We start from the raw sequence: 17,916 nt of genomic DNA on the forward strand, positions 1-17,916 counted from the left end.
TCAGGCACCCAGGCAGCGGGCGACGAACCGGTCGGTGCCGGGCTTGAGCCGGGTCGCCGCGGACGCGAACAGGGCAGCGGCGTCGCGGCCCGGCCAGTCGTCCGGGAGCAGCGCGTCCGGCAGACCCGGGTCGGCGAAGAGGAACTTGCGCCACTCGTGCACGAGGTGGAAGCGGGCGGCGAAGGCGGCCTCGTCCTCGTCGTCGTGGGCGTCGAGGTGGCGCACGACCAGGCCGTCGGCCGACTCCAGCCAGCCGTCGTACGACGAGCGCAGCCGGCTCAGGTCCCACGCGCTGGTCGGCTCGGGGTCGAAGCCGTCGGCCCACGCGGTCCGGGCGGTGGCGCCGGCCCGCGCGAGGACCGACTCGAGCTCGGTCCGGCGGAACGGGCTCACCCAGACGTTGTCGGCGAGCTCGGCGTAGCCGACGAAGGCGAGGTCGGCGCGCAGCCGGGTCCGGACCGGCCGAGCGGCCGGGGGGTCGACGAAGGCGACGTGCCAGCGCCCGTCCCACGTCGGCAGGTGCCGGCGGTAGACCCGGTCGCCGGCCTCGTCGAGGCGACGGTTGGCCTGGTCGGTGGTGCGGTAGCCACGCCCTCCGCTGAGCTGGACCGGTTCGAGCCAGCCCTGCATCACCATCCGGGAGATCGCGGTCCGGACCGCGGGGGCGGCGATGCCGACTGGGTCCAGCATCCGCACGACGGCGGCCACCGGTGCCTCGCTGCCGCGGGCGCGCAGGTGGTCGCCGTACACGTCGAAGAGTGCCGAGCGGGCCTGCATGCGCTGAGTCTGCCAGCCGCGGCCGGATGACCCGCGGTGCACCGAGCATGTCCCAGGGCGCGTCTCCCCATTCGTGGCCTGCTGCGCGTCGCCCATCACGCGCGCTGGCTTCGTTGCCGTTCGCTCGACGTGCCGCTGGCACGCCTTCGCTCCGGCGCCTTGCCATCGCACGCGCTGGACAACGCTCGCGACGACCAGAATGGGGACATGCGCCCTAGTGCTCCACGTCACCGCCTCATAGGGGATAATGGTGCGTGCACATGGCGCAGCGGGCTCGCTCGGAGGCTCGTTCGGCCCCTGACAGGCGAAGGAAGGTGCGCGGATGGCGGCGATGAAGCCGCGGACGGGCGACGGTCCGCTGGAGGTCACCAAGGAGGGACGCGGCATCGTGATGCGCGTCCCGCTCGAAGGCGGTGGCCGCCTCGTTGTCGAACTCAACGCCGAGGAGGCCGGTGCTCTCGGGGATGCCCTCAAGGACGTCGTCGGCTGACGCCGTGTCGGCCCCGAAGCTCCAACTTCCGAGACAGGTCTCACCCCCCGACTTCGCGCTGAGCGCGACACCGCCCCACGGTGTCGTCGGCGTCGAGGTGGTGGCACTGCCGGTCCTCCCGGGCGAGGACGGCACCGCGCCGCTGCTGGGTCCGGGTGCGGCCGAGCTCGCGGACCTGCTGGACGTCGACCTGGTCGGCGTCCTCGAGGTCGCTGGCGCGACCGGGCGCGCCGGTGAGGTCACGAGCATCCCGGTGCCCCAGGGCACCGCGGACAACGCCGACCTCGGCCTGGTGCTGCTGGTCGGGGTGGGCGCGCAGCGCGGACAGGACTTCCGCCGCGCGGGCGCCGCGCTGGCGCGAGCGGTCCGCGACCGCGCCTCGGTGGCGACCACGATCCCCGCGATCGCGCCCGACGAGGCGCTGACGCCGTTCGTGGTCGGCACCATGCTCGGCTCGTTCGGGTTCCAGTGGCGCTCCGGTCCGCCGGAGCACCAGCCGGTCGCCCAGGTGGTGCTCGCCGACCTGTCGCCCGACCTCCAGCCGGTGCTGGTGCGCGCGGTCGCCGTCGGCGGCGCGGGCTGGCGCTCACGGATGCTGGCGACGGTCCCCGCCAACCTGAAGAACCCGCCGTGGCTCGCCGACCAGGCGCGTGCGGTCGCCGCCGAGCACGGGCTCGACATCACCGTGTGGGACGAGCAGCAGCTCGCCGACGGCGGCTTCGGGGGGATCCTGACGATCGGCCAGGCGTCGGCGACGCCGCCGCGCCTGATCCGCCTCGACTACGCGCCGCCCAAGGCCGGACGGCGTACGCCGACGGTCGCGCTCGTGGGCAAGGGCATCACCTTCGACACCGGCGGGCTCTCGATCAAGCCGGGCGAGGCGATGGTCAACATGAAGCGCGACATGACGGGCGGGGCGGTCGTCCTGTCGACGATGGCCGCGCTCGCCGCGGTCGGCTGCCCGGTCCGGGTGGTCGGGCTGATCGCCGCGGCCGAGAACGCGATCGGCGGCAACGCCGTACGCCCCGGCGACGTCGTGCGCCACTACGGCGGCCGCACCACCGAGGTCACCAACACCGACGCCGAGGGGCGGGTCGTGCTCGCCGATGCGCTCGCGTACGCCGTCGCCGAGGTCGAGCCGGACGTCATCGTCGACGTCGCGACCCTCACCGGGGCGATGAAGGTCGCGCTCGGGCAGCAGGTGGGCGGCTTCTTCGCCAACGACGACGTGCTCGCGGGCCTGCTCGCGGCGGCCGCGGAGACCGCCGGCGAGCCGCTGTGGCGGTTCCCGCTGAGCGACTCCTACGAGGCCAAGCTGAGCTCGACGGTCGCCGACGCCGACAACGGGGCCGGCGGACCGGGTGCGATCACCGCGGCGCTCTTCCTCCAGCACTTCGTGGGGGAGATCCCGTGGGCGCACCTCGACGTCGCGTCGGTGGGCGATGCCCCGGAGGAGTCCTACGAGTGGACGACCGGACCGACCGGCTTCGGGGCGCGAGCGCTGCTGGAGTGGCTGGGCTCGGCGGAGCCGCTGGCCGGGATCGGGAGCTAGGACACTAGTCGGCGTCCGGGCTCCACTCCTTCTTCGCGAGCAGCAGCCCGTCCCCGACGGGGAGCAGCAGCGACACCAGGCCGTCGTGCTCGGCGACCTGACGGCCCAGGTCGCGGATGGCGACCGTCTCCTCGTCGCGCTGGGCGGGGTCGGCGACCCGGTCGTGCCAGAGCGCGTTGTCGAAGGCCACCACGCCGCCGGGGCGCAGCAGGCGCAGCGCCTCGGCCAGGTAGGCCGAGTACTCGCGCTTGTCGCCGTCGCAGAACACCAGGTCGTAGTGACCGTCGGTCAGCCGCGGCAGCACGTCGAGCGCCGCACCGGAGATGGTGCGGGCCCGCTGGGTCGCGAAGCCGGCCTCGGTGAAGGACTGCCGGGCCAGGCGCTGGTGCTCGGTCTCGATGTCGACGGTGGTCAGCACGCCGTCGGCGCGCATGCCGCGCAGCAGCCACAGACCGGAGACGCCGGTGCCGGTCCCGATCTCGACCACGGCGCGGGCTTCGAGGGCCGAGGCCAGGAACTGGAGCGTGGCCCCACCTCCCGAGCCGATCGGCGTCACGCCGACCTCCTCGGCCCGGGCCCTGGCGGCCGCCAGGACGGCGTCCTCGGCGACGAACTCCTCGGCGTAGGACCAACTCGCTGGCTTCACGGGCTCAACGTATCGCGCCCGGAGTGCCGGACGCGGGAACACCGGGCCGGGGTCGCTCGTTCTCCCCATCGAGGCACGGACGAGGGACACTGGCTTCACAGGAATCTCTCAGTACGTGTCCCTACGGTGAGGAAGGACAAGACGTGTTCGGCGGATCCGCGCGACAGCGCGACACAGTGCACTCGAAGGAGGCTCCGGTGGAGACCACCCCGGACCAGCACGTGCCCTCCTGGGAGGAGATCGTCGAGCAGCACTCCGACCGGGTCTACCGGCTCGCCTACCGCCTGACCGGCAACCGGCACGACGCCGAGGACCTCACCCAGGAGGTCTTCGTCCGCGTCTTCCGGTCGCTGTCGACGTACACGCCCGGCACCTTCGAGGGCTGGCTGCACCGCATCACCACCAACCTCTTCCTCGACCAGGCCCGTCGCAAGCAGCGGATCCGGTTCGACGCCCTCTCCGACGAGCGCGCCGAGCGGCTCACCTCGTCGGCGCCGACGCCGGACCTGGCGTACGTCGACCGCACCTTCGACGACGACATCGAGAGCGCGCTCGCCACGCTGCCGCCCGACTTCCGCGCGGCCGTCGTGCTGTGCGACGTCGAGGGCCTCACCTACGAGGAGATCGCCGAGATCCTCGGCACCAAGCTCGGCACCGTCCGCTCCCGCATCCACCGCGGCCGTGCCATGCTGCGCACCGCGCTCGCCCACCGGGCTCCTTCCGAAGGACGGGTGCGGTACGCCGGGCCTGCGTCCGGCCAGCTGCTGTCGGGCTGGGGGAGCACCTCGTGATGGGTCCGGTCGGCCACCTCGGGCCCCGCGTCAGCGCGCTCCTCGACGGGCAGCTGTCCGCGGAGGAGACCGAGCGTGCGTGGTCGCACGTGCACACCTGCCACACCTGCCGCGACCAGGTCGAGCGCGAGGGCTGGGTGAAGACCCGCCTCGCCGGCCTGTCCTTCGGCGCGACGTCGACGCCCGACAGCCTCAAGGGCTCGCTGCTCGGTGCGCTGCCGGCGACACCGTCCGACTCGTTCCTCGTCGAGGACCGCGAGCACCGGCGCCGTCAGATCGGGCTGGTCGCCCTCGGGGGTGGCGCCGTCGGCGCCGCCGTGATGGGCGTGCTGGCGCTCGGGGTCGCCCCGGCCGACGCGCCCGCCAACGACCGCCGGGCGCCGGCGTCGATCACGCACTCCCAGGCTCCGCGGGTCCCGTCCCCGTCCCAGCCGACGCTGACCCGCCGGGACTAGTCCTTGTCCCGCGGGACATGATGGAGCCGTGAGTCACGACGACGTCCCGCCGTCCGGCGCGGAGCCGACCCAGCCGCTGCCCGATCCGCAGTCGGCTGGCCAGCTGTCGGCCGGTCAGCAGCCGTACAGCCCGTCGCCGCCCCCGGCCGGGCCGGTGCCGAGCTGGGTGCCGCCGACGTACCAGGCGCCGCCGTACCCGCAGCCGTTCGGGGCACCGCCCCAGCAGCACCGGCAGCCTCCACCTCCCCGGGGCCGGGTGCCCGCCTGGCTCTGGCCGGTCGTGTGCGTGCTGGCCCTCGTGATCGGCGTGCTCGGCGGCCTGGTCGGCGGCGCCGCCTACGAGGGGCTGCGCGACCAGCCCGGCACGGTCGCCGGCGGCCTCGCCGACGTGGACACCGTCTCCGAGCCGCCCCTCGAGGCCGACAACGGCTCGATCGCGGCCGTCGCCCAGAAGATGCTGCCCAGCACGGTGCAGATCATCGCCGAGTACGACGGCCAGGCCGGCGGGGCGACCGGATCCGGGTTCGTGCTCGACCGGCAGGGCCACGTCATCACCAACAACCACGTGGTCGCCGACGCCGCGTCCGACGACGGCCCGATCGAGATCGTCGACCAGGACGGCAACCACTACGACGCGAAGATCGTCGGGCGCAGCCCGGTCTACGACCTCGCCGTCCTCTACGTGCCCCAGGCGCGCCGCCTGTCGCCGGCCGCGCTCGGCTCGTCCCGGCGTCTCGTCGTCGGTGAGGGTGTCGTCGCGATCGGCTCGCCGCTCGGGCTGAGCTCGACCGTCACGGCCGGCATCATCAGTGCCCTGCACCGGCCGGTCACGACCGGGGACTCGGGCAACGACTCGTCGTACATCAACGCCGTCCAGACCGACGCCGCGATCAACCCCGGCAACTCGGGCGGGCCGCTGGTCAACCTGCGCGCCCAGGTCGTCGGCGTGAACTCCGCGATCGCCACCACGGGCGGCTCGGTCGGCGGCGAGTCCGGCAACATCGGCGTCGGCTTCGCGATCCCGATCGAGCAGGTGAAGATCACCGCCGACCAGATCCTGCGCACCGGCGAGGCGCGCTACCCCGTGATCGGCGCGAAGGTGCGCACCGGCGGCGACTCCGACGGCAAGGGCGCCGAGGTCGACTCCGTCCAGCCGGACACCCCGGCCGAGTCGGGCGGCCTGGAGAAGGGCGACGTGATCACCGAGGTCGACGGGGCCCGCGTCACCGACGGCATCGCCCTGATCGTCGCCATCCGCACCCACCAGCCCGGCGAGAAGGTCGAGTTCACGGTGCTGCGCGACGGCAAGGAGCGCCAGATCAGCCTCACCCTCGACGGCGAGGTCGGCTAGCCGGGTGACGAGCGGCGGCGCCGCACGAGGTCGCGAAGGCGCCGTCGGGGCCGGGGAGCCGGCTGGTCCTGGGGGCGCGCCGCGACCGCGTCGAGCCCGATGCGGATCCCGTGGTCGCCGTCGGCGCGGACCGGGACCTCGAGCCCGCCGTCCTTCGCGAACCTGACCGCCTGAGCGTTCTTCCAGAGGTCCTCGCCGAACGGCTTGCTCATGGTGGCCTCAGCTCTCCGGCTGCTCGGCGTCGACGAAGGGGTGCTCGTCGACGAAGGTACGCGTCTCGGAGTACATCCGCTGGATGAACTCCTCCAGCTGCGCCGACTCGACGCGCCACTGACCGCGTCCACCGATCTTGATGGCGGGCAGGTCGCCGCGCCGGACCAGCGCGTAGACCTGCGCGCTCGAGGTGTTCAGGACCTCGGCAACGTCGGCGAGCGTGAGGAACCGGGGCGTCGCGGACATGGGCCCATCGTCGCATCCCGGACCGGGGTCGCGCGTGACGCCTCGCGTGCCTGTGGATGACCGGGTTTCGCCCTCGGCGGCAGGGGTGATCATGTCGTCGTGAGTCTCGGGGTCAGGCAGGACGGCCCGGACACCGGCCGTCGGGCCGGAGACCGGGCGGCGACGGCGGTGCCCTCCGCCGCACGCGCCACCACGCCGGGGTGGCGCGACCCCCGGCTGTGGGTCGGCCTGCTGATCGTGGCCGTCTCGGTGGTCGCCGGGTCCCGGCTGCTGGCCGCGGCGGACGACACGGTGGCGGTGTGGGCGGTGTCGGCCGACGCGGGACCGGGCGCGGCCCTCACCGAGGACGACCTGGTCGTGCACCGGGTGCGGTTCTCCGACGCGGACGACCTGGCCGGCTACTACCGCGCCGACGACACGCTGCCCGCCGACCTGCGGCTCGTGCGGGCCGTCGGTGCCGGGGAGCTGCTGCCGCGCGGCGCGGTCGGTGCCGCGGACCAGCCGGCCGACTCGGTCGAGCTTCCGGTCGCCGTGGAGTCCGAGCAGGTCCCTCCGGCCGTGCACGCCGGCTCCGTCGTGGACGTCTACCTGATCGGCGATCCGGCCCGCGGTGCGGCCGCGAGCGGAGAGCCCGGCACACCGGTGCTGCGTGAGGCGACCGTCGTGGACGCGCCCGGCGCCGACGACGGGCTCGGTGGAGCGAGTGGGCGGCGCCAGCTGGTCCTGGCGGTGCCGCAGGCCGACGCGGCTGCCTACTTCGCGGCAGTCGCCGCGCTCGAGAGCCCGCTGCTCACCGTCGTACGCCGAGGCTGAGATGGCCGACCGGGTCGTCATCCTGATCGTCGCCTCCGGCGCCGCGTGGGAGCCCGAGGCGCTCCGGCTGCTCGGCGACCATCCGCGGATCGTCGTGCTCAAGCGCTGCGTCGACGTCGACGACCTGCTCGCGGCAGCGACCGCTGGGCAGGCCGACGTGGCCGTGGTCGGGCTGGAGGCGCCCGGTCTGGACCGCGCGGCCGTCGACCACCTGCGGGCCCACGCCGTGCGCCCGGTCGCGATCGCCGCCGGCGGAGCCACCCTCGACGGCGGGCGGCTGCGGGCCGGACGCATCGGCATCCCGGTCGTCGTCACCGACGACCACCTCGAGACCCTCGCCGACGCGATCTGTGCCGACGACCGGCCGCCGACGGTGGTGCGCCGTCCGGTCGACCCGGCGCCCGTCGGGCCTCCGGCGCGCGCGGTGCCGACGATGGCGGGCCGGGTCGTCGCCGTCTGGGGTCCGGCCGGGGCCGGACGCAGCACCGTTGCCGCGGCGCTGGCTGCGGAGATCGGTCGTCGCCGACGCCGGGTGGTGCTCGTCGACGCCGATCCGTACGGCGGGGCGCTCGCCCAGCAGCTCGGCATCCTGGACGAGGTGTCCGGTCTGCTCGCCGCCGTACGCCTCGAGGCCGGCGGCCAGCTCGAGACGCGGCTCGGCTCGGTGCAGCGGGGGATCGACCAGCACCTGAGCGTGGTGACCGGCCTCCCGCGGTCGGACCGCTGGGTGGAGGTCCGGCCCGGCACGGTCGACCAGCTGGTGTCGCTCGCCGCCGCCGGCGCCGAGGTGGTCGTCGACACCGGCTTCAGCCTCGAGGAGGAGCTGGTCCCCGACCTCGGCGGCCGACCCGGCCGCAACCAGATGACCCTGGAGGCGCTGGACGCCGCGGACGAGGTGCTCGTCGTCGGCGGTGCCGACCCCGTCGGGCTCTCCCGGCTGGCTCGGGCACTGGTCGAGCTGGGCGAGCGCCGCAGCGTTCGCACCGTCCAGGTGGTCGTCAACCGGATGCGACCGACCCTCGGTTGGAGCGAGCGCGAGATCACGGCGATGGTCTCCGGGTTCGCCCGGCCGAGCGCCCTGCACTTCCTGCCCGACGACCAGCAGGCCGTCGACCGGGCCCTGGTCAGCGGCCGGACCCTGGTCGAGTGCGGTGACTCCGACCTCGGCCGGGCCGTGGGCCGTGTCGTCGACGGCCTGTTGCCGGTGCCCGCCGAGACCTGATCGACACAAAACGAGGCGCCCGGATGCCTCAGGCGCCGCGCAGATCGGCCGAACCTTCCCCTGTGGGAACTCGATGACCTGGAGCCGGCGGCCGCCGACATGGAGGCGCGCCTGCTGTACCCGAGCGGGCGGCGCACGCCTGCCCTCTCGCCCCTGCTCGGCTCGGTGGTCCCCGCCCTGCTGCCGCGGATGTCGCGCGTCGAGCTCGAGATGCTCGGCGCGATGCGCGGTCCGGTCAGCCCCACCGTGCTGCCGGCCGGAGCGCCGCCCGACCTGCTCGTGAGCCAGGTGCGGGTGCGCGCGCAGCTGGTGCGCTTCTACCTCGACCTGCTGCCCGGTCTCGACCGCACCCACCGCAACGGCATCGACGCGCTCTGCGACGTCGCCACCGTGCTGCACCTCGAGCGCTGGATCCAGCCAGCCGTCGCGAGCGAGACGATGCGGCCGCTGCGCCAGCTCGTGGGTCCCGAGGAGGAGCTCGGCTTCGGGCCGTCGTACGACGAGGTGCTCGACGTGCTGCACGGCATCGCCGACTTCACCGGCAGCGCCCAGCGGGTGCAGGCCGTGACCCAGGCATGGGTCGGTCGTCCGGAGGTCTACTGGGACGGCATCGCCGACGCCTTCCTGGCCACCGCCGCGATCACCGGTCGCCAGTCCTCGCTGCGGATGGTGACCCGGGTGACCGCGGTGTCCAGCGCGACCGTGCGCCGCAGCCCGGTCTTCCGGGCCACCCGCCTGCGCGCCGCCGCCGTGATCCTCGCCGACGTCGTCGAGGAGGACCTGGTCGCCGCCGCCAGCGAGCCGTGGCTGGCCGGGATCGCAGCCGGCCCGACGCTCGCGTAGTCCCTAGGCGGCGAAGAGCAGGTAGAGGCCACCCACGGTGAAGGCGATCATCGCGGCGAGCAGCGGCAGCTGACCGGTGAGCTGGTGGCGCCTGGGCAGGATCCTGATCGCCCGGTCGTGCGCCGCGATCACGCCGAGCACGTGCCCGGCGACGACGGCGAGCACCTTGACGTTAGCCAGCAGGGTCGGGTGGTAGCTCAGCCAGTAGCTCACGTCGAGGTTGCCGGTGCCGAGCAGGTTGCTGCCGTTGCTGAGCGGGTCGCTCATCTGGATCAGCGTCAGCTGGCCGACCTCGACCAGGTAGCTGAGGTAGTGCGCGATCACGTAGCCGACCACGATCGGCACCACCGAGTGCGCGAAGAGGTCCGGCAGCTGGCGGCGCTGCAGGTCGTCGCCGAGCCCCGTGAGCATCGTGCCGGCCGCGAAGATCGCGCCGACGCCGACGCAGAAGGTGAGCAGCGCGAGGTTGTTGAGCAGGTACGCCGACGTGGTGCTGCCCTGGACGAACTGCACCCAGTGCGTGGAGTCCTTGAACGAGTCGAACGCGGTGCTGCCGAAGAGGACGGCGACCACGCCGACCAGTCCGGGCAGTGCGGGCGTCGAGTCCAGGTTGGCGAGCGGGCTGCGGATCAGCAGCACGCCGTCGCGGCGACCCCACGCCGACATCCGCGACACCAGCGTCGAGTAGACCTCGAACGGGTCGGCGCGCTCGTAGAAGACGTTGCCGAAGAGGGCGCCGCCGACCAGCATCACCGCGACGTACGCCGCGACCCAGAGCCGCACCGGGCCGAGCTCGGTCGAGTAGGGGTAGACCAGCTCGAGCCACACGAAGGCGAAGAGGCCGACCGCCGCCGGCCAGTGCCCGAGGCGCTCGGGGTAGGTGAAGACGCCCCGCTCGGGGTCGCTGCCCGACACTTTCGCGAACGCGAGGTTGATGGTGCGGACCGGGCTGATCGCCTTCCAGACGGGACCGAAGAAGAGGGAGAGCGGGACCAGGCCCACCCACCACCACACGTAGAACACCCCGAAGACGGGGTTGATGACGAGGTCCTTGCCGAGGACGGCCGCAGCGCCGACGTACAGGAAGAGCGCGAAGCCGAGCGCACGCCACAGCACCCGCCACCAGGTCGAGTCGACGATGCCGGCGAGCCAGGCAGGGGCGGGACGGCCGCTGGTGGCGGCGTCGTAGCGCGGGTTGCGCCAGGCGATCGCGAGGACCGTGAACGACACGACCAGGGCGGCGGTCGCGCCGGCGATCGCCAGCTCGGGCGAGATCGGCAGGTCCTTGGGACCGCCGACGCCGTGCGCGAGCGTGATGCCGTCGAAGGACACCTCAGGCAGCCGTCAGTGCACTTCGAGCTGGACGATGACCTTGTCCAGGTGGTGCGACTCGACGTCGACCGTGCCCGGCTGGTCCATGCCCTTGATCGTCTGCGTCGACTCGCCGGCCGGGTACTCGAGCTCCTGCTCCGGCGAGGAGTGCACGTGGATCTCACCGGCCACGTCGGCCGTCACCTGGAGCTCGACGTCCTGACCCTTGGCGACCTCGACGCGGTCGCCGTTGGGGGTGACCGAGTCGCCGTCGAAGGTCACCTTGATGACCAACGGGTCGGACGAGCCCGAGTCGGACGGCGTGTCCTCGCTGCCGCAGGCGGTCGCGAGAGTGAGAGTGGCCAGCACGGTGGCGGCTACGAGCAGACGGCGCATGGTGCCAGAATCCCATGGGGCACCAAGCGTCGGTACGGTGACCCTGGCGCCGGTCGGGACGGGACGCCGACACCCAACACGAGGGGGCAGCGGATGACGGAGCGGCTACGCCCGCGCGACGTGGCCCTGCTGGCCGAGGAGTCGGCCTCGACCCCGATGCACAACGCGACGGTCGAGATCTTCGAGCCCGGGCCGGCCGGGTTCGACTACGCCCGCCTGGTCGAGCTCGTGCAGGACCGCATCTCGTTCGTGCCGCGCTACCGCCAGCGGGTCCAGTTCGTGCCGGGCCGGTTCGCCAACCCGGTGTGGGTCGACGACGAGCAGTTCGACATCGGCTTCCACGTGCGCCGCTCGGCCCTGCCGCGGCCGGGGAGCCTCGAGCAGCTCCGCGAGCTCGTCTCCCGGATCGTCTCCCGCCCGCTGGACCGCAGCCGTCCGCTGTGGGAGGTGTACGTCGTCGAGGGACTCGCCGACGGACAGTTCGCCCTGCTCACCAAGTCGCACCACGTGCTCGTGGACGGCATCGACACCGTCGACATCGGCCAGGTGCTCCTCGACACCAGCGCGGAGACCAAGGAGCTCGGCTCGGACGAGTGGCGCGCCCGGCGCGCGCCGTCGCCGTTCTCGCTGATGGCCGGCGCGGTCAAGGACTCCGCCACCGACGCCGGGACCGTGGTCGACACCGTGCGCACGACGACCGGCTCGGTGCTGCGTGGCGCCGCCGCGGGGGCGCGGACGACCGGGCGGGTCGTCGACGCCCTGACCAACCGGACGCCCCGCGCGGAGTCGCCGATCATCGGGCCGCTCTCGCAGCAGCGCCGGGTGGTCACCGTGCGCACCGACCTCGCCGACCACCGCAAGGTGCGCGAGGCGCACGGCGGCAGCATCAACGACGTCGTGCTCGCGGCGGTGACCGGCGGCCTCCGGGCCTGGCTGATGACGCGCGGCGAGTCGATGCGCGGCATCCGCAAGATCCGGGCGCTGGTGCCGGTCTCGGTCATCGACGACGAGCTCGAGGCGACCGCGATGGGCAGCCAGATCGCGGCCCACTTCGTCGACCTCCCCGTCGGGGAGGCCAGCCCGATCGTCCGCCTGCACCAGGTCTCGTACTCGTTCCTCGCCCACAAGGAGGCCGGTCGCGCGATCCCGGCGTCCCGCCTCGCGGGCATGTCCGGCTTCGCTCCGGCGACGTTCCACGCGCTCGGGGCCCGGGTCGCGGGTGCCGAGCGTCGCCGGGGCTACCAGCTCTGCGTCACCAACGTGCCCGGGCCGCAGGCGCCGCTCTACGCCGCCGGCGCCCGGATGGTCGCGACCTACCCCGTGCCGCCGCTCTTCGAGGGCCGGCCGCTGGCGATCGGCGTGACGTCGTACGACGGCTCCGTCTTCTACGGGTTCAACGCCGACCGCGACATGCTGCCGGACGCCGACCTCCTCGGGCAGTGCCTGCGGGAGGCGCTCGACGAGCTCGTCGACACGGCTTCCCCGAGCCGCACCCGCGCCCCGCGCGGCCGTCGCAAGCGCAAGGCCCCCGAGACCACGGAGACGTCGTGACGACCCGGATCTACCTGCCGCTCACCGTCGCCGGTCTCGCGGACCTGCACGCCTCGGGCGAGGTGACGGTGACCGACGACGCCGTGGTCGCGCCCGACGACAGCGAGGACGGCGAGTACGCCGCCCTGATGACCGCGGCCGACGCGTCAGCGGGGATGCTCGCGGGCCCCGGACGCCGGATCGTGGTCGTCGCCGAGCTGGAGAAGGAGCCGGAGACGGGCTGGACGGTGCCGCTCAAGCGGCTCGTCGCCGTGCACGCCGACCCCGAGGACCGCCCGGTCGACGCCGACCCCGACGAGGACCTCGGGTGGTACGGCGTGCAGGAGATCCCGACACTTTTGGGCTCCCACGACGGGGAGTGAGAGCATCGCAGGCATGGACGCCGTCACCACTCCTCCTGCCCCGATCAACGAGCCGAACCTGACCTACGCGCCGGGCTCTCCCGAGCGTGAGGAGCTCCGGGTCGAGATCGAGCGGCTCGAGAAGAAGCAGAAGGACCTCAAGGCGCACATCGGAGGGCGGCGCAAGGCCGGCGGCGGCGCCGAGATCAAGGTCGTCCAGCCCCACGACCACCAGCACGTCCTCGGCACCATGAAGAACTCCACGCAGGCCGACGCCCGCGCCGCGATCAAGGCCGCTGCCGACGCCGCCCCCGAGTGGCGCGCGCTGGCCTACGACGACCGCGCGGCGATCCTGCTCAAGGCCGCCGACCTGCTCGCCGGCCCCTGGCGCCAGCGCATCAACGCGGCCACCGTGCTCGGTCAGTCGAAGACGCCGTACCAGGCCGAGATCGACTCGGCCTGCGAGCTCATCGACTTCTGGCGCTACAACGTCACCTACGGGCGCGAGATCCTCGCGGACCAGCCGATCGCCAACAGCCCCGGCGTGTGGAACCGCACCGACCACCGCCCGCTCGAGGGCTTCGTCTACGCGATCACGCCGTTCAACTTCACCGCGATCGCCGGCAACCTGCCCACCGCCCCGGCGCTGATGGGCAACACGGTGATCTGGAAGCCCTCGCCGACCCAGCAGCTCGCCGCGTCGCTGACGATGGAGCTGCTCGAGGAGGCCGGGATGCCGCCGGGCGTCATCAACATGCTGCCCGGCGACGGCCTCGAGGTCTCGAAGGTCGCGCTCGCCAGCCCCGACCTGGCCGGCATCCACTTCACCGGCTCGACCCCGACCTTCCAGCACCTGTGGCGCGAGGTCGGCAACAACATCGAGAACTACCGCTCCTACCCGCGCATCGTCGGCGAGACCGGCGGCAAGGACTTCATCGTCGCGCACCCCTCGGCCGACCCTGATGTCGTGCGCACCGCGATGATCCGCGGCGCGTTCGAGTTCCAGGGCCAGAAGTGCTCGGCCGCCTCGCGGGCGTACGTCGCGCGCTCGGTGTGGAAGAAGATGAAGGACTCGTTCCTGTCCGAGATCGAGACGATCACCATCGGCGACCCGACGGACTTCACCAACTTCATGGGTGCGGTCATCGACGACCGGGCGTTCGCCAAGCACAAGGCCGCGATCGCGCGGGCCAAGCGGCAGAAGAAGCTCGACGTCATCGTCGGCGGCAAGGCCGACGACTCGGTCGGCTACTTCGTGCACCCGACCGTCGTCGAGTCGACCGACCCGACCGACCAGATGTTCACGACCGAGTACTTCGGCCCGATCCTCGCCGTCCACGTCTACGAGGACGCCGACTTCGAGAAGGTCGTGCGCGGCATGGAGTCGATCGCGCCGTACGCCCTGACCGGCTCGATCATCGCCCAGGACCGCCGGGCGATCGCCTGGGCGCAGGCGGAGCTGCGCTTCGCCGCCGGCAACTTCTACATCAACGACAAGCCGACCGGCGCGGTCGTGGGCCAGCAGCCGTTCGGCGGCGGCCGGGCCTCCGGCACCAACGACAAGGCGGGCGCCGCGGTCAACCTGCTCCGGTGGACCAGCCCGCGGTCGATCAAGGAGACGTTCGTCCCGCCGACCGACTACCGCTACCCCTACCTGGGCTGAGCGCCGACGTACGACGAAGGCCCCGCCGGCATGCCGGCGGGGCCTTCGTCGTCGTGCTGGGTCAGCTGGCGAGCGTCGGGTAGTCCGTGTAGCCCTCGGCGCCGCCGCCGTAGAACGTGGCCTCGTCGGGCTGGTTGAGCTCGGCGCCGGTCTCCCAGCGCTTCGGCAGGTCCGGGTTGGCCAGGAACAGGCGGCCGACCGCCACCGCGTCGGCCAGGTCCTGGTCCAGGATCGCCTGGGCCTTCTCGCGGGTGGTGATCCGGCCGAAGCCGTCGTTGGCGATCAGGACACCGCCGAAGCTCGCGCGGAGCTGCTGCACGAGCTCGTCGCTCGGCTCGGCCAGCACGCTGAGGTAGGCCAGGCCGAGCGGGGCGATGCCCTCGATCAGCGCGGTGTACGTCGCGGCCGTGTCGGCCTCGTCGGTCTCGGTCGCGCCCTGGATGTTGTGGGCGGGCGAGATCCGGATGCCGACCCGCTCGGCGCCGATCGCCTCGGCGACGGCCCGGGTGACCTCGATGCCGAACCGGGCCCGGTCGGCGGGGGAGCCGCCGTACTCGTCGCTGCGCTCGTTGGAGCCCGGCGCGAGGAACTGGTGGATGAGGTAGCCGTTGGCGGCGTGCACCTCGACACCGTCCAGCCCGGCCTCGATCGCGTTGCGGGCGGCGGTGACGTACTCGTCGATGACCGCGGGGATCTCGTCGGTCGCGATCTCGCGCGGGACCGGGAACGGCTTCGGGCCGTCGGCGGTGAACATCTCGTCGGGCGCGGCCAGCGCGCTGGGCGCGATGATCTCCTGGCCGCCGGTGTTGTCGGGGTGGGAGATCCGACCGGCGTGCATCAGCTGCGCGACGATCCGGCCCCCGTTAGCGTGCACGGCGTCGGCGACGCGACGCCAGCCGGCGAGCTGCTCGGGGGAGTGGAAGCCGGGAGTGTTCAGGTAGCCCTGGCCCCGGGCGCTCGGCTGCGAGCCCTCGGTGATGATCAGGCCGGCGGAGGCGCGCTGGGCGTAGTACTCCACCGCCAGGTCACCCGGCACCGTGCCCTCGGCGCGGTTGCGGGTCAGGGGCGCCATCACGAGACGGTTGGGCAGCTCCCAGGACTGGACGGTCAGGGCATCGAAAAGATCGGGCACGCGTGCATCTCCTCTGGTCGGGTCGCCGATGTGCTGCGACCCAGGGAGAACCAGGCCTGGTGACCGCAGGATTCCCCCGTCGGTGGAGAATGGGCCGCGATGAACGTCACGGTTTGGCTGGTCGCGCTGCACCTGGGGGCGCTGCACCCCGTCGAGAAGGCGCTGACGCTGCTCCTGGCGTTCGGCCCGTTCGTGGTGCTGGCGATCCTGATCGTCGTACGCCGGCGCCAGGATGCCGGCGAGGACGAGGAGGCTCAGCGCGACAAGTAGTCGCGCGCGACCTTCTCCTCGGCGCGCAACGCCTTGCTGAGCATGTCGGAGATCAGCTTCTCCACCTTGCCGCCGACCAGCGGGATGTTGACGGTGATCTCGACCTCGACCGTCTCGGTCGTCGTGCCGTCGGACTCGACCAGGCTGATCGAGCCCGCCATCTGCCCGGGCTTGCCGGGGATGGTGACGTGCAGGTCGGCGTAGGACTCCGAGGTCCACTCCTCGCGCTGCACGATGTTGATCTCCGAGCCGACGAGCCGCTTCGCGAACGACGGCAGGCCCTCGGCCGGCTGCACCTGGTCGACGACGGCGGTCGTCACGTCTCCCGAGGTCTCCATCTCGAACGTCCCGCGCAGGCCGCCCTGGGCCTCGATCACCTCGGCGCGGTAGGCCGGGTCGTCCAGCATCGCACCCACGGCGGCGAGCGGTGCGTCGTACGTCATCGTGTGCGTGAGGCGGGTGCCCATCAGTGCTCCTTGAGGTAGGCGATGCCGGCCTGCTGCTCGGCCTCGATGCCGGCGGTGACCTGCTCGGCCAGCAGCTTCTCCAGCTTGCCGCCGATCAGCGGCACCTTGATCTTGAGGTCGAGCTCGATGATCTCGCGGGTCGCGGCGCCGTCCGGCACCAGGGTGATCGTGCCCTGCACCTCCGACGGCTTGCCGGGCGCCTCGATGACCAGGGTGCCGCCGGAGGCGTCGGCCCACTCCTCGCGCTGGATCGAGCGCGTCGTGTCGCCGGCGAAGGTCCGCGCGAACGCCGGCAGCCCGTCGGTGCGGTCCACGCGCTCGACGGTCAGCGAGAAGCCGTCGCCGACCCGCTCGACGGTGACGTCGGCGGAGACGACGTCGGCGGCCGCGCACCCGGCCTCCCGGAAGGCAGGGTCGGCGAGCATCGCGAAGACCTCGACGGGGGAGGCGTCGTAGGTGAGCTCGTGTCGGAACTTCATGGCCGCCATCATGCCCACCGGCAAACCTGACTACCGTCGGGGCCATGAGTGACCAGACCAGCACCGACGAGAGCTTCGTGTCCTTCGGCGAGCAGGGTGCGCAGCTGACCTACGGCAGCTACCTCCGGCTCCCGCAGCTGCTGGACGCCCAGCACCTCGAGTCGGACCCGCCGGCCCACGACGAGCTGCTGTTCATCACGATCCACCAGGTCTACGAGCTCTGGTTCAAGCAGCTCCTGCACGAGGTCACGGCGGCCCGTGACGCGATGCTCACGGGCGCCGACGGGGGCCGGCTGTGGTGGGCGCAGCACCTGCTGGCGCGCGTGCACGTCATCGAGCGGGTGCTGATCCAGCAGGTCGACGTGCTGGAGACGATGACGCCGCAGGACTTCCTGGAGTTCCGCCAGCAGCTCGCCCCGGCCAGCGGCTTCCAGTCCGTGCAGTTCCGCGAGCTGGAGTTCCTCTCGGGCGCCAAGGACGCGTCGTACGTCCAGCGGTTCAAGGGGCTCACGGAGGCCGAGCGCCAGCACCTCGACGCCCGACTCAGCGAGCCGACGCTGTGGGACGCGTTCCTGGTGGCCCTCGGCTCCGTGGGCCTGGCCGCCGGCACGGACGAGGAGGTGACGGCCTCGCTGCGCACGGCCGCCCACGACCGGGACCAGTACGCCGTGGTGTGGGCCCTGGCGGAGGCGCTGCTCCAGCACGACGAGCTCGCGGCCAGCTGGCGCGCCCGCCACGTGGTGATGGTCGAGCGGATGATCGGGGCGAAGTCCGGCACCGGCGGCTCGAGCGGCGCGACGTACCTGCGCTCCCGCCTGCCGGTCCAGTACTACCCGCTGCTCTGGGAGCTGCGCAGCGAGCTCTGAGGAGCGCCGCGACCCGCGGGTAACCGACCCGTCTTGGCCCG

At 72.8% G+C, this 17,916-nt stretch carries 22 protein-coding genes; 13 read left to right on the plus strand and 9 right to left on the minus strand.

Annotated features, from left to right (window positions below; genetic code table 11):
* Positions 1–777: a PaaX family transcriptional regulator C-terminal domain-containing protein gene (locus ASC77_RS13195; RefSeq protein WP_056153317.1), complete on the minus strand. Its 777-nt coding sequence runs from the start codon at positions 775–777 to the stop codon at positions 1–3.
* A gap of 322 nt (positions 778–1,099) precedes the next feature.
* Here ASC77_RS13195 and ASC77_RS26160 point away from each other — a divergent pair, with 322 nt between their 5' ends.
* Both ASC77_RS26160 and ASC77_RS13200 read left to right on the plus strand, forming a co-directional pair.
* Positions 1,100–1,267 carry a DUF3117 domain-containing protein gene (locus ASC77_RS26160; protein ID WP_082574674.1) on the plus strand — a complete coding sequence of 56 codons (168 nt, stop codon included), beginning with the start codon at positions 1,100–1,102 and terminating at the stop codon, positions 1,265–1,267.
* A 4-nt stretch (positions 1,268–1,271) separates the two neighbouring features.
* Positions 1,272–2,819, plus strand: a complete 1,548-nt coding sequence (locus ASC77_RS13200; protein WP_235547632.1) for a leucyl aminopeptidase family protein — start codon at positions 1,272–1,274, stop codon at positions 2,817–2,819.
* A gap of 4 nt (positions 2,820–2,823) precedes the next feature.
* Here the strand turns inward: ASC77_RS13200 and ASC77_RS13205 are convergent, their stop codons facing one another.
* A complete protein-coding gene (locus tag ASC77_RS13205) occupies positions 2,824–3,465 on the minus strand; it encodes an O-methyltransferase (RefSeq protein WP_056153321.1) in 642 nt (213 codons plus the stop codon).
* Positions 3,466–3,662: 197 nt separating this feature from the next.
* Between ASC77_RS13205 and sigE the strand changes: the two genes are divergently transcribed.
* From sigE to ASC77_RS13220, 3 genes are read left to right on the plus strand one after another with little or no spacing between them, the layout of a single operon-like run.
* Entirely contained in the window at positions 3,663–4,256 is a 594-nt protein-coding gene (gene sigE, locus ASC77_RS13210) for an RNA polymerase sigma factor SigE (protein WP_156391062.1), read from the plus strand.
* A complete protein-coding gene (locus ASC77_RS13215; protein WP_156391063.1) occupies positions 4,253–4,711 on the plus strand; it encodes a hypothetical protein in 459 nt (152 codons plus the stop codon). The genes sigE and ASC77_RS13215 overlap by 4 nt, the downstream gene beginning before the upstream one ends.
* 28 nt (positions 4,712–4,739) lie before the next feature.
* Positions 4,740–6,062 (plus strand): S1C family serine protease, encoded by a 1,323-nt coding sequence (locus tag ASC77_RS13220; RefSeq protein ID WP_056153326.1) that lies wholly within the window; start codon positions 4,740–4,742, stop codon positions 6,060–6,062.
* Here the strand turns inward: ASC77_RS13220 and ASC77_RS13225 are convergent.
* Both ASC77_RS13225 and ASC77_RS13230 read right to left on the minus strand, forming a co-directional pair.
* On the minus strand, positions 6,059–6,274 hold the full coding sequence (locus tag ASC77_RS13225) for a hypothetical protein (protein WP_056153329.1): 216 nt from the start codon (positions 6,272–6,274) through the stop codon (positions 6,059–6,061). The two genes, ASC77_RS13220 and ASC77_RS13225, sit on opposite strands and share 4 nt — an antisense overlap.
* A gap of 7 nt (positions 6,275–6,281) precedes the next feature.
* Entirely contained in the window at positions 6,282–6,521 is a 240-nt protein-coding gene (locus ASC77_RS13230) for a helix-turn-helix domain-containing protein (protein ID WP_056153333.1), read from the minus strand.
* Positions 6,522–6,620: 99 nt separating this feature from the next.
* Here ASC77_RS13230 and ASC77_RS13235 point away from each other — a divergent pair, with 99 nt between their 5' ends.
* The 3 genes from ASC77_RS13235 to ASC77_RS13245 all read left to right on the plus strand — a co-directional run bounded on the left by ASC77_RS13235 (position 6,621) and on the right by ASC77_RS13245 (position 9,399).
* Complete coding sequence (locus tag ASC77_RS13235) at positions 6,621–7,334, plus strand: hypothetical protein (protein ID WP_056153336.1); 714 nt, start codon at positions 6,621–6,623, stop codon at positions 7,332–7,334.
* 1 nt (position 7,335) lies between these two features.
* Positions 7,336–8,556 carry an AAA family ATPase gene (locus ASC77_RS13240; RefSeq protein ID WP_056153339.1) on the plus strand — a complete coding sequence of 407 codons (1,221 nt, stop codon included), beginning with the start codon at positions 7,336–7,338 and terminating at the stop codon, positions 8,554–8,556.
* A 99-nt stretch (positions 8,557–8,655) separates the two neighbouring features.
* A complete protein-coding gene (locus ASC77_RS13245; protein WP_056153342.1) occupies positions 8,656–9,399 on the plus strand; it encodes a hypothetical protein in 744 nt (247 codons plus the stop codon).
* A 3-nt stretch (positions 9,400–9,402) separates the two neighbouring features.
* On the opposite strand, the gene ASC77_RS13250 is transcribed toward ASC77_RS13245, so the two are convergent.
* Entirely contained in the window at positions 9,403–10,731 is a 1,329-nt protein-coding gene (locus ASC77_RS13250) for a hypothetical protein (RefSeq protein WP_056153344.1), read from the minus strand.
* Between the two features lie 12 nt (positions 10,732–10,743).
* Positions 10,744–11,106 carry a hypothetical protein gene (locus ASC77_RS13255; protein WP_056153347.1) on the minus strand — a complete coding sequence of 121 codons (363 nt, stop codon included), beginning with the start codon at positions 11,104–11,106 and terminating at the stop codon, positions 10,744–10,746.
* Between the two features lie 93 nt (positions 11,107–11,199).
* Between ASC77_RS13255 and ASC77_RS13260 the strand changes: the two genes are divergently transcribed.
* Genes ASC77_RS13260 through pruA form a run of 3 tightly spaced genes read left to right on the plus strand, consistent with a single transcriptional unit; the run spans position 11,200 to position 14,661 of the window.
* Positions 11,200–12,657, plus strand: coding sequence for a WS/DGAT/MGAT family O-acyltransferase (locus ASC77_RS13260; RefSeq protein WP_056153350.1), 1,458 nt, complete (start codon positions 11,200–11,202; stop codon positions 12,655–12,657).
* Positions 12,654–13,019 carry a DUF6912 family protein gene (locus tag ASC77_RS13265; RefSeq protein WP_056153353.1) on the plus strand — a complete coding sequence of 122 codons (366 nt, stop codon included), beginning with the start codon at positions 12,654–12,656 and terminating at the stop codon, positions 13,017–13,019. Before ASC77_RS13260 ends, ASC77_RS13265 begins: the two co-directional genes overlap by 4 nt.
* Before the next feature lie 13 nt (positions 13,020–13,032).
* Positions 13,033–14,661, plus strand: coding sequence for an L-glutamate gamma-semialdehyde dehydrogenase (gene pruA, locus ASC77_RS13270; RefSeq protein WP_056153356.1), 1,629 nt, complete (start codon positions 13,033–13,035; stop codon positions 14,659–14,661).
* A 61-nt stretch (positions 14,662–14,722) separates the two neighbouring features.
* On the opposite strand, the gene ASC77_RS13275 is transcribed toward pruA, so the two are convergent.
* Entirely contained in the window at positions 14,723–15,793 is a 1,071-nt protein-coding gene (locus tag ASC77_RS13275) for an alkene reductase (protein WP_082574676.1), read from the minus strand.
* Positions 15,794–15,892: 99 nt separating this feature from the next.
* Here ASC77_RS13275 and ASC77_RS26660 point away from each other — a divergent pair, with 99 nt between their 5' ends.
* Entirely contained in the window at positions 15,893–16,063 is a 171-nt protein-coding gene (locus ASC77_RS26660) for a hypothetical protein (protein WP_156391064.1), read from the plus strand.
* Here ASC77_RS26660 and ASC77_RS13280 read toward each other — a convergent pair.
* Both ASC77_RS13280 and ASC77_RS13285 read right to left on the minus strand, forming a co-directional pair.
* The gene (locus ASC77_RS13280; RefSeq protein ID WP_056153359.1) at positions 16,048–16,530 is read right to left on the minus strand and encodes a DUF2505 domain-containing protein; all 483 of its coding nucleotides are present in this window, start codon (positions 16,528–16,530) and stop codon (positions 16,048–16,050) included. The genes ASC77_RS26660 and ASC77_RS13280 overlap by 16 nt on opposite strands.
* Positions 16,530–17,009 (minus strand): DUF2505 domain-containing protein, encoded by a 480-nt coding sequence (locus ASC77_RS13285; RefSeq protein ID WP_162249824.1) that lies wholly within the window; start codon positions 17,007–17,009, stop codon positions 16,530–16,532. The genes ASC77_RS13280 and ASC77_RS13285 overlap by 1 nt, the downstream gene beginning before the upstream one ends.
* A gap of 44 nt (positions 17,010–17,053) precedes the next feature.
* Here ASC77_RS13285 and ASC77_RS13290 point away from each other — a divergent pair, with 44 nt between their 5' ends.
* Entirely contained in the window at positions 17,054–17,875 is an 822-nt protein-coding gene (locus ASC77_RS13290) for a tryptophan 2,3-dioxygenase (RefSeq protein WP_056153366.1), read from the plus strand.
* The last annotated feature ends 41 nt before the right edge of the window (positions 17,876–17,916 follow it).

This window comes from Nocardioides sp. Root1257 (genome assembly GCF_001425175.1).
Lineage (GTDB): Bacteria > Actinomycetota > Actinomycetes > Propionibacteriales > Nocardioidaceae > Nocardioides.

Excerpts from the sequence above, each read along its gene's own strand:
- ASC77_RS13255 (WP_056153347.1), bottom strand. The coding sequence starts at position 11,106 with ATGCGCCGTCTGCTCGTAGCCGCCACCGTGCTGGCCACTCTCACTCTC.
- ASC77_RS13260 (WP_056153350.1), top strand. The coding sequence starts at position 11,200 with ATGACGGAGCGGCTACGCCCGCGCGACGTGGCCCTGCTGGCCGAGGAG.
- ASC77_RS26160 (WP_082574674.1), top strand. The coding sequence starts at position 1,100 with ATGGCGGCGATGAAGCCGCGGACGGGCGACGGTCCGCTGGAGGTCACC.
- ASC77_RS13240 (WP_056153339.1), top strand. The coding sequence starts at position 7,336 with ATGGCCGACCGGGTCGTCATCCTGATCGTCGCCTCCGGCGCCGCGTGG.
- ASC77_RS13195 (WP_056153317.1), bottom strand. The coding sequence starts at position 777 with ATGCAGGCCCGCTCGGCACTCTTCGACGTGTACGGCGACCACCTGCGC.
- ASC77_RS13285 (WP_162249824.1), bottom strand. The coding sequence starts at position 17,009 with ATGAAGTTCCGACACGAGCTCACCTACGACGCCTCCCCCGTCGAGGTC.
- ASC77_RS13245 (WP_056153342.1), top strand. The coding sequence starts at position 8,656 with ATGGAGGCGCGCCTGCTGTACCCGAGCGGGCGGCGCACGCCTGCCCTC.
- ASC77_RS26660 (WP_156391064.1), top strand. The coding sequence starts at position 15,893 with ATGAACGTCACGGTTTGGCTGGTCGCGCTGCACCTGGGGGCGCTGCAC.
- ASC77_RS13280 (WP_056153359.1), bottom strand. The coding sequence starts at position 16,530 with ATGGGCACCCGCCTCACGCACACGATGACGTACGACGCACCGCTCGCC.
- ASC77_RS13290 (WP_056153366.1), top strand. The coding sequence starts at position 17,054 with ATGAGTGACCAGACCAGCACCGACGAGAGCTTCGTGTCCTTCGGCGAG.
- ASC77_RS13230 (WP_056153333.1), bottom strand. The coding sequence starts at position 6,521 with ATGTCCGCGACGCCCCGGTTCCTCACGCTCGCCGACGTTGCCGAGGTC.
- pruA (WP_056153356.1), top strand. The coding sequence starts at position 13,033 with ATGGACGCCGTCACCACTCCTCCTGCCCCGATCAACGAGCCGAACCTG.
- ASC77_RS13225 (WP_056153329.1), bottom strand. The coding sequence starts at position 6,274 with ATGAGCAAGCCGTTCGGCGAGGACCTCTGGAAGAACGCTCAGGCGGTC.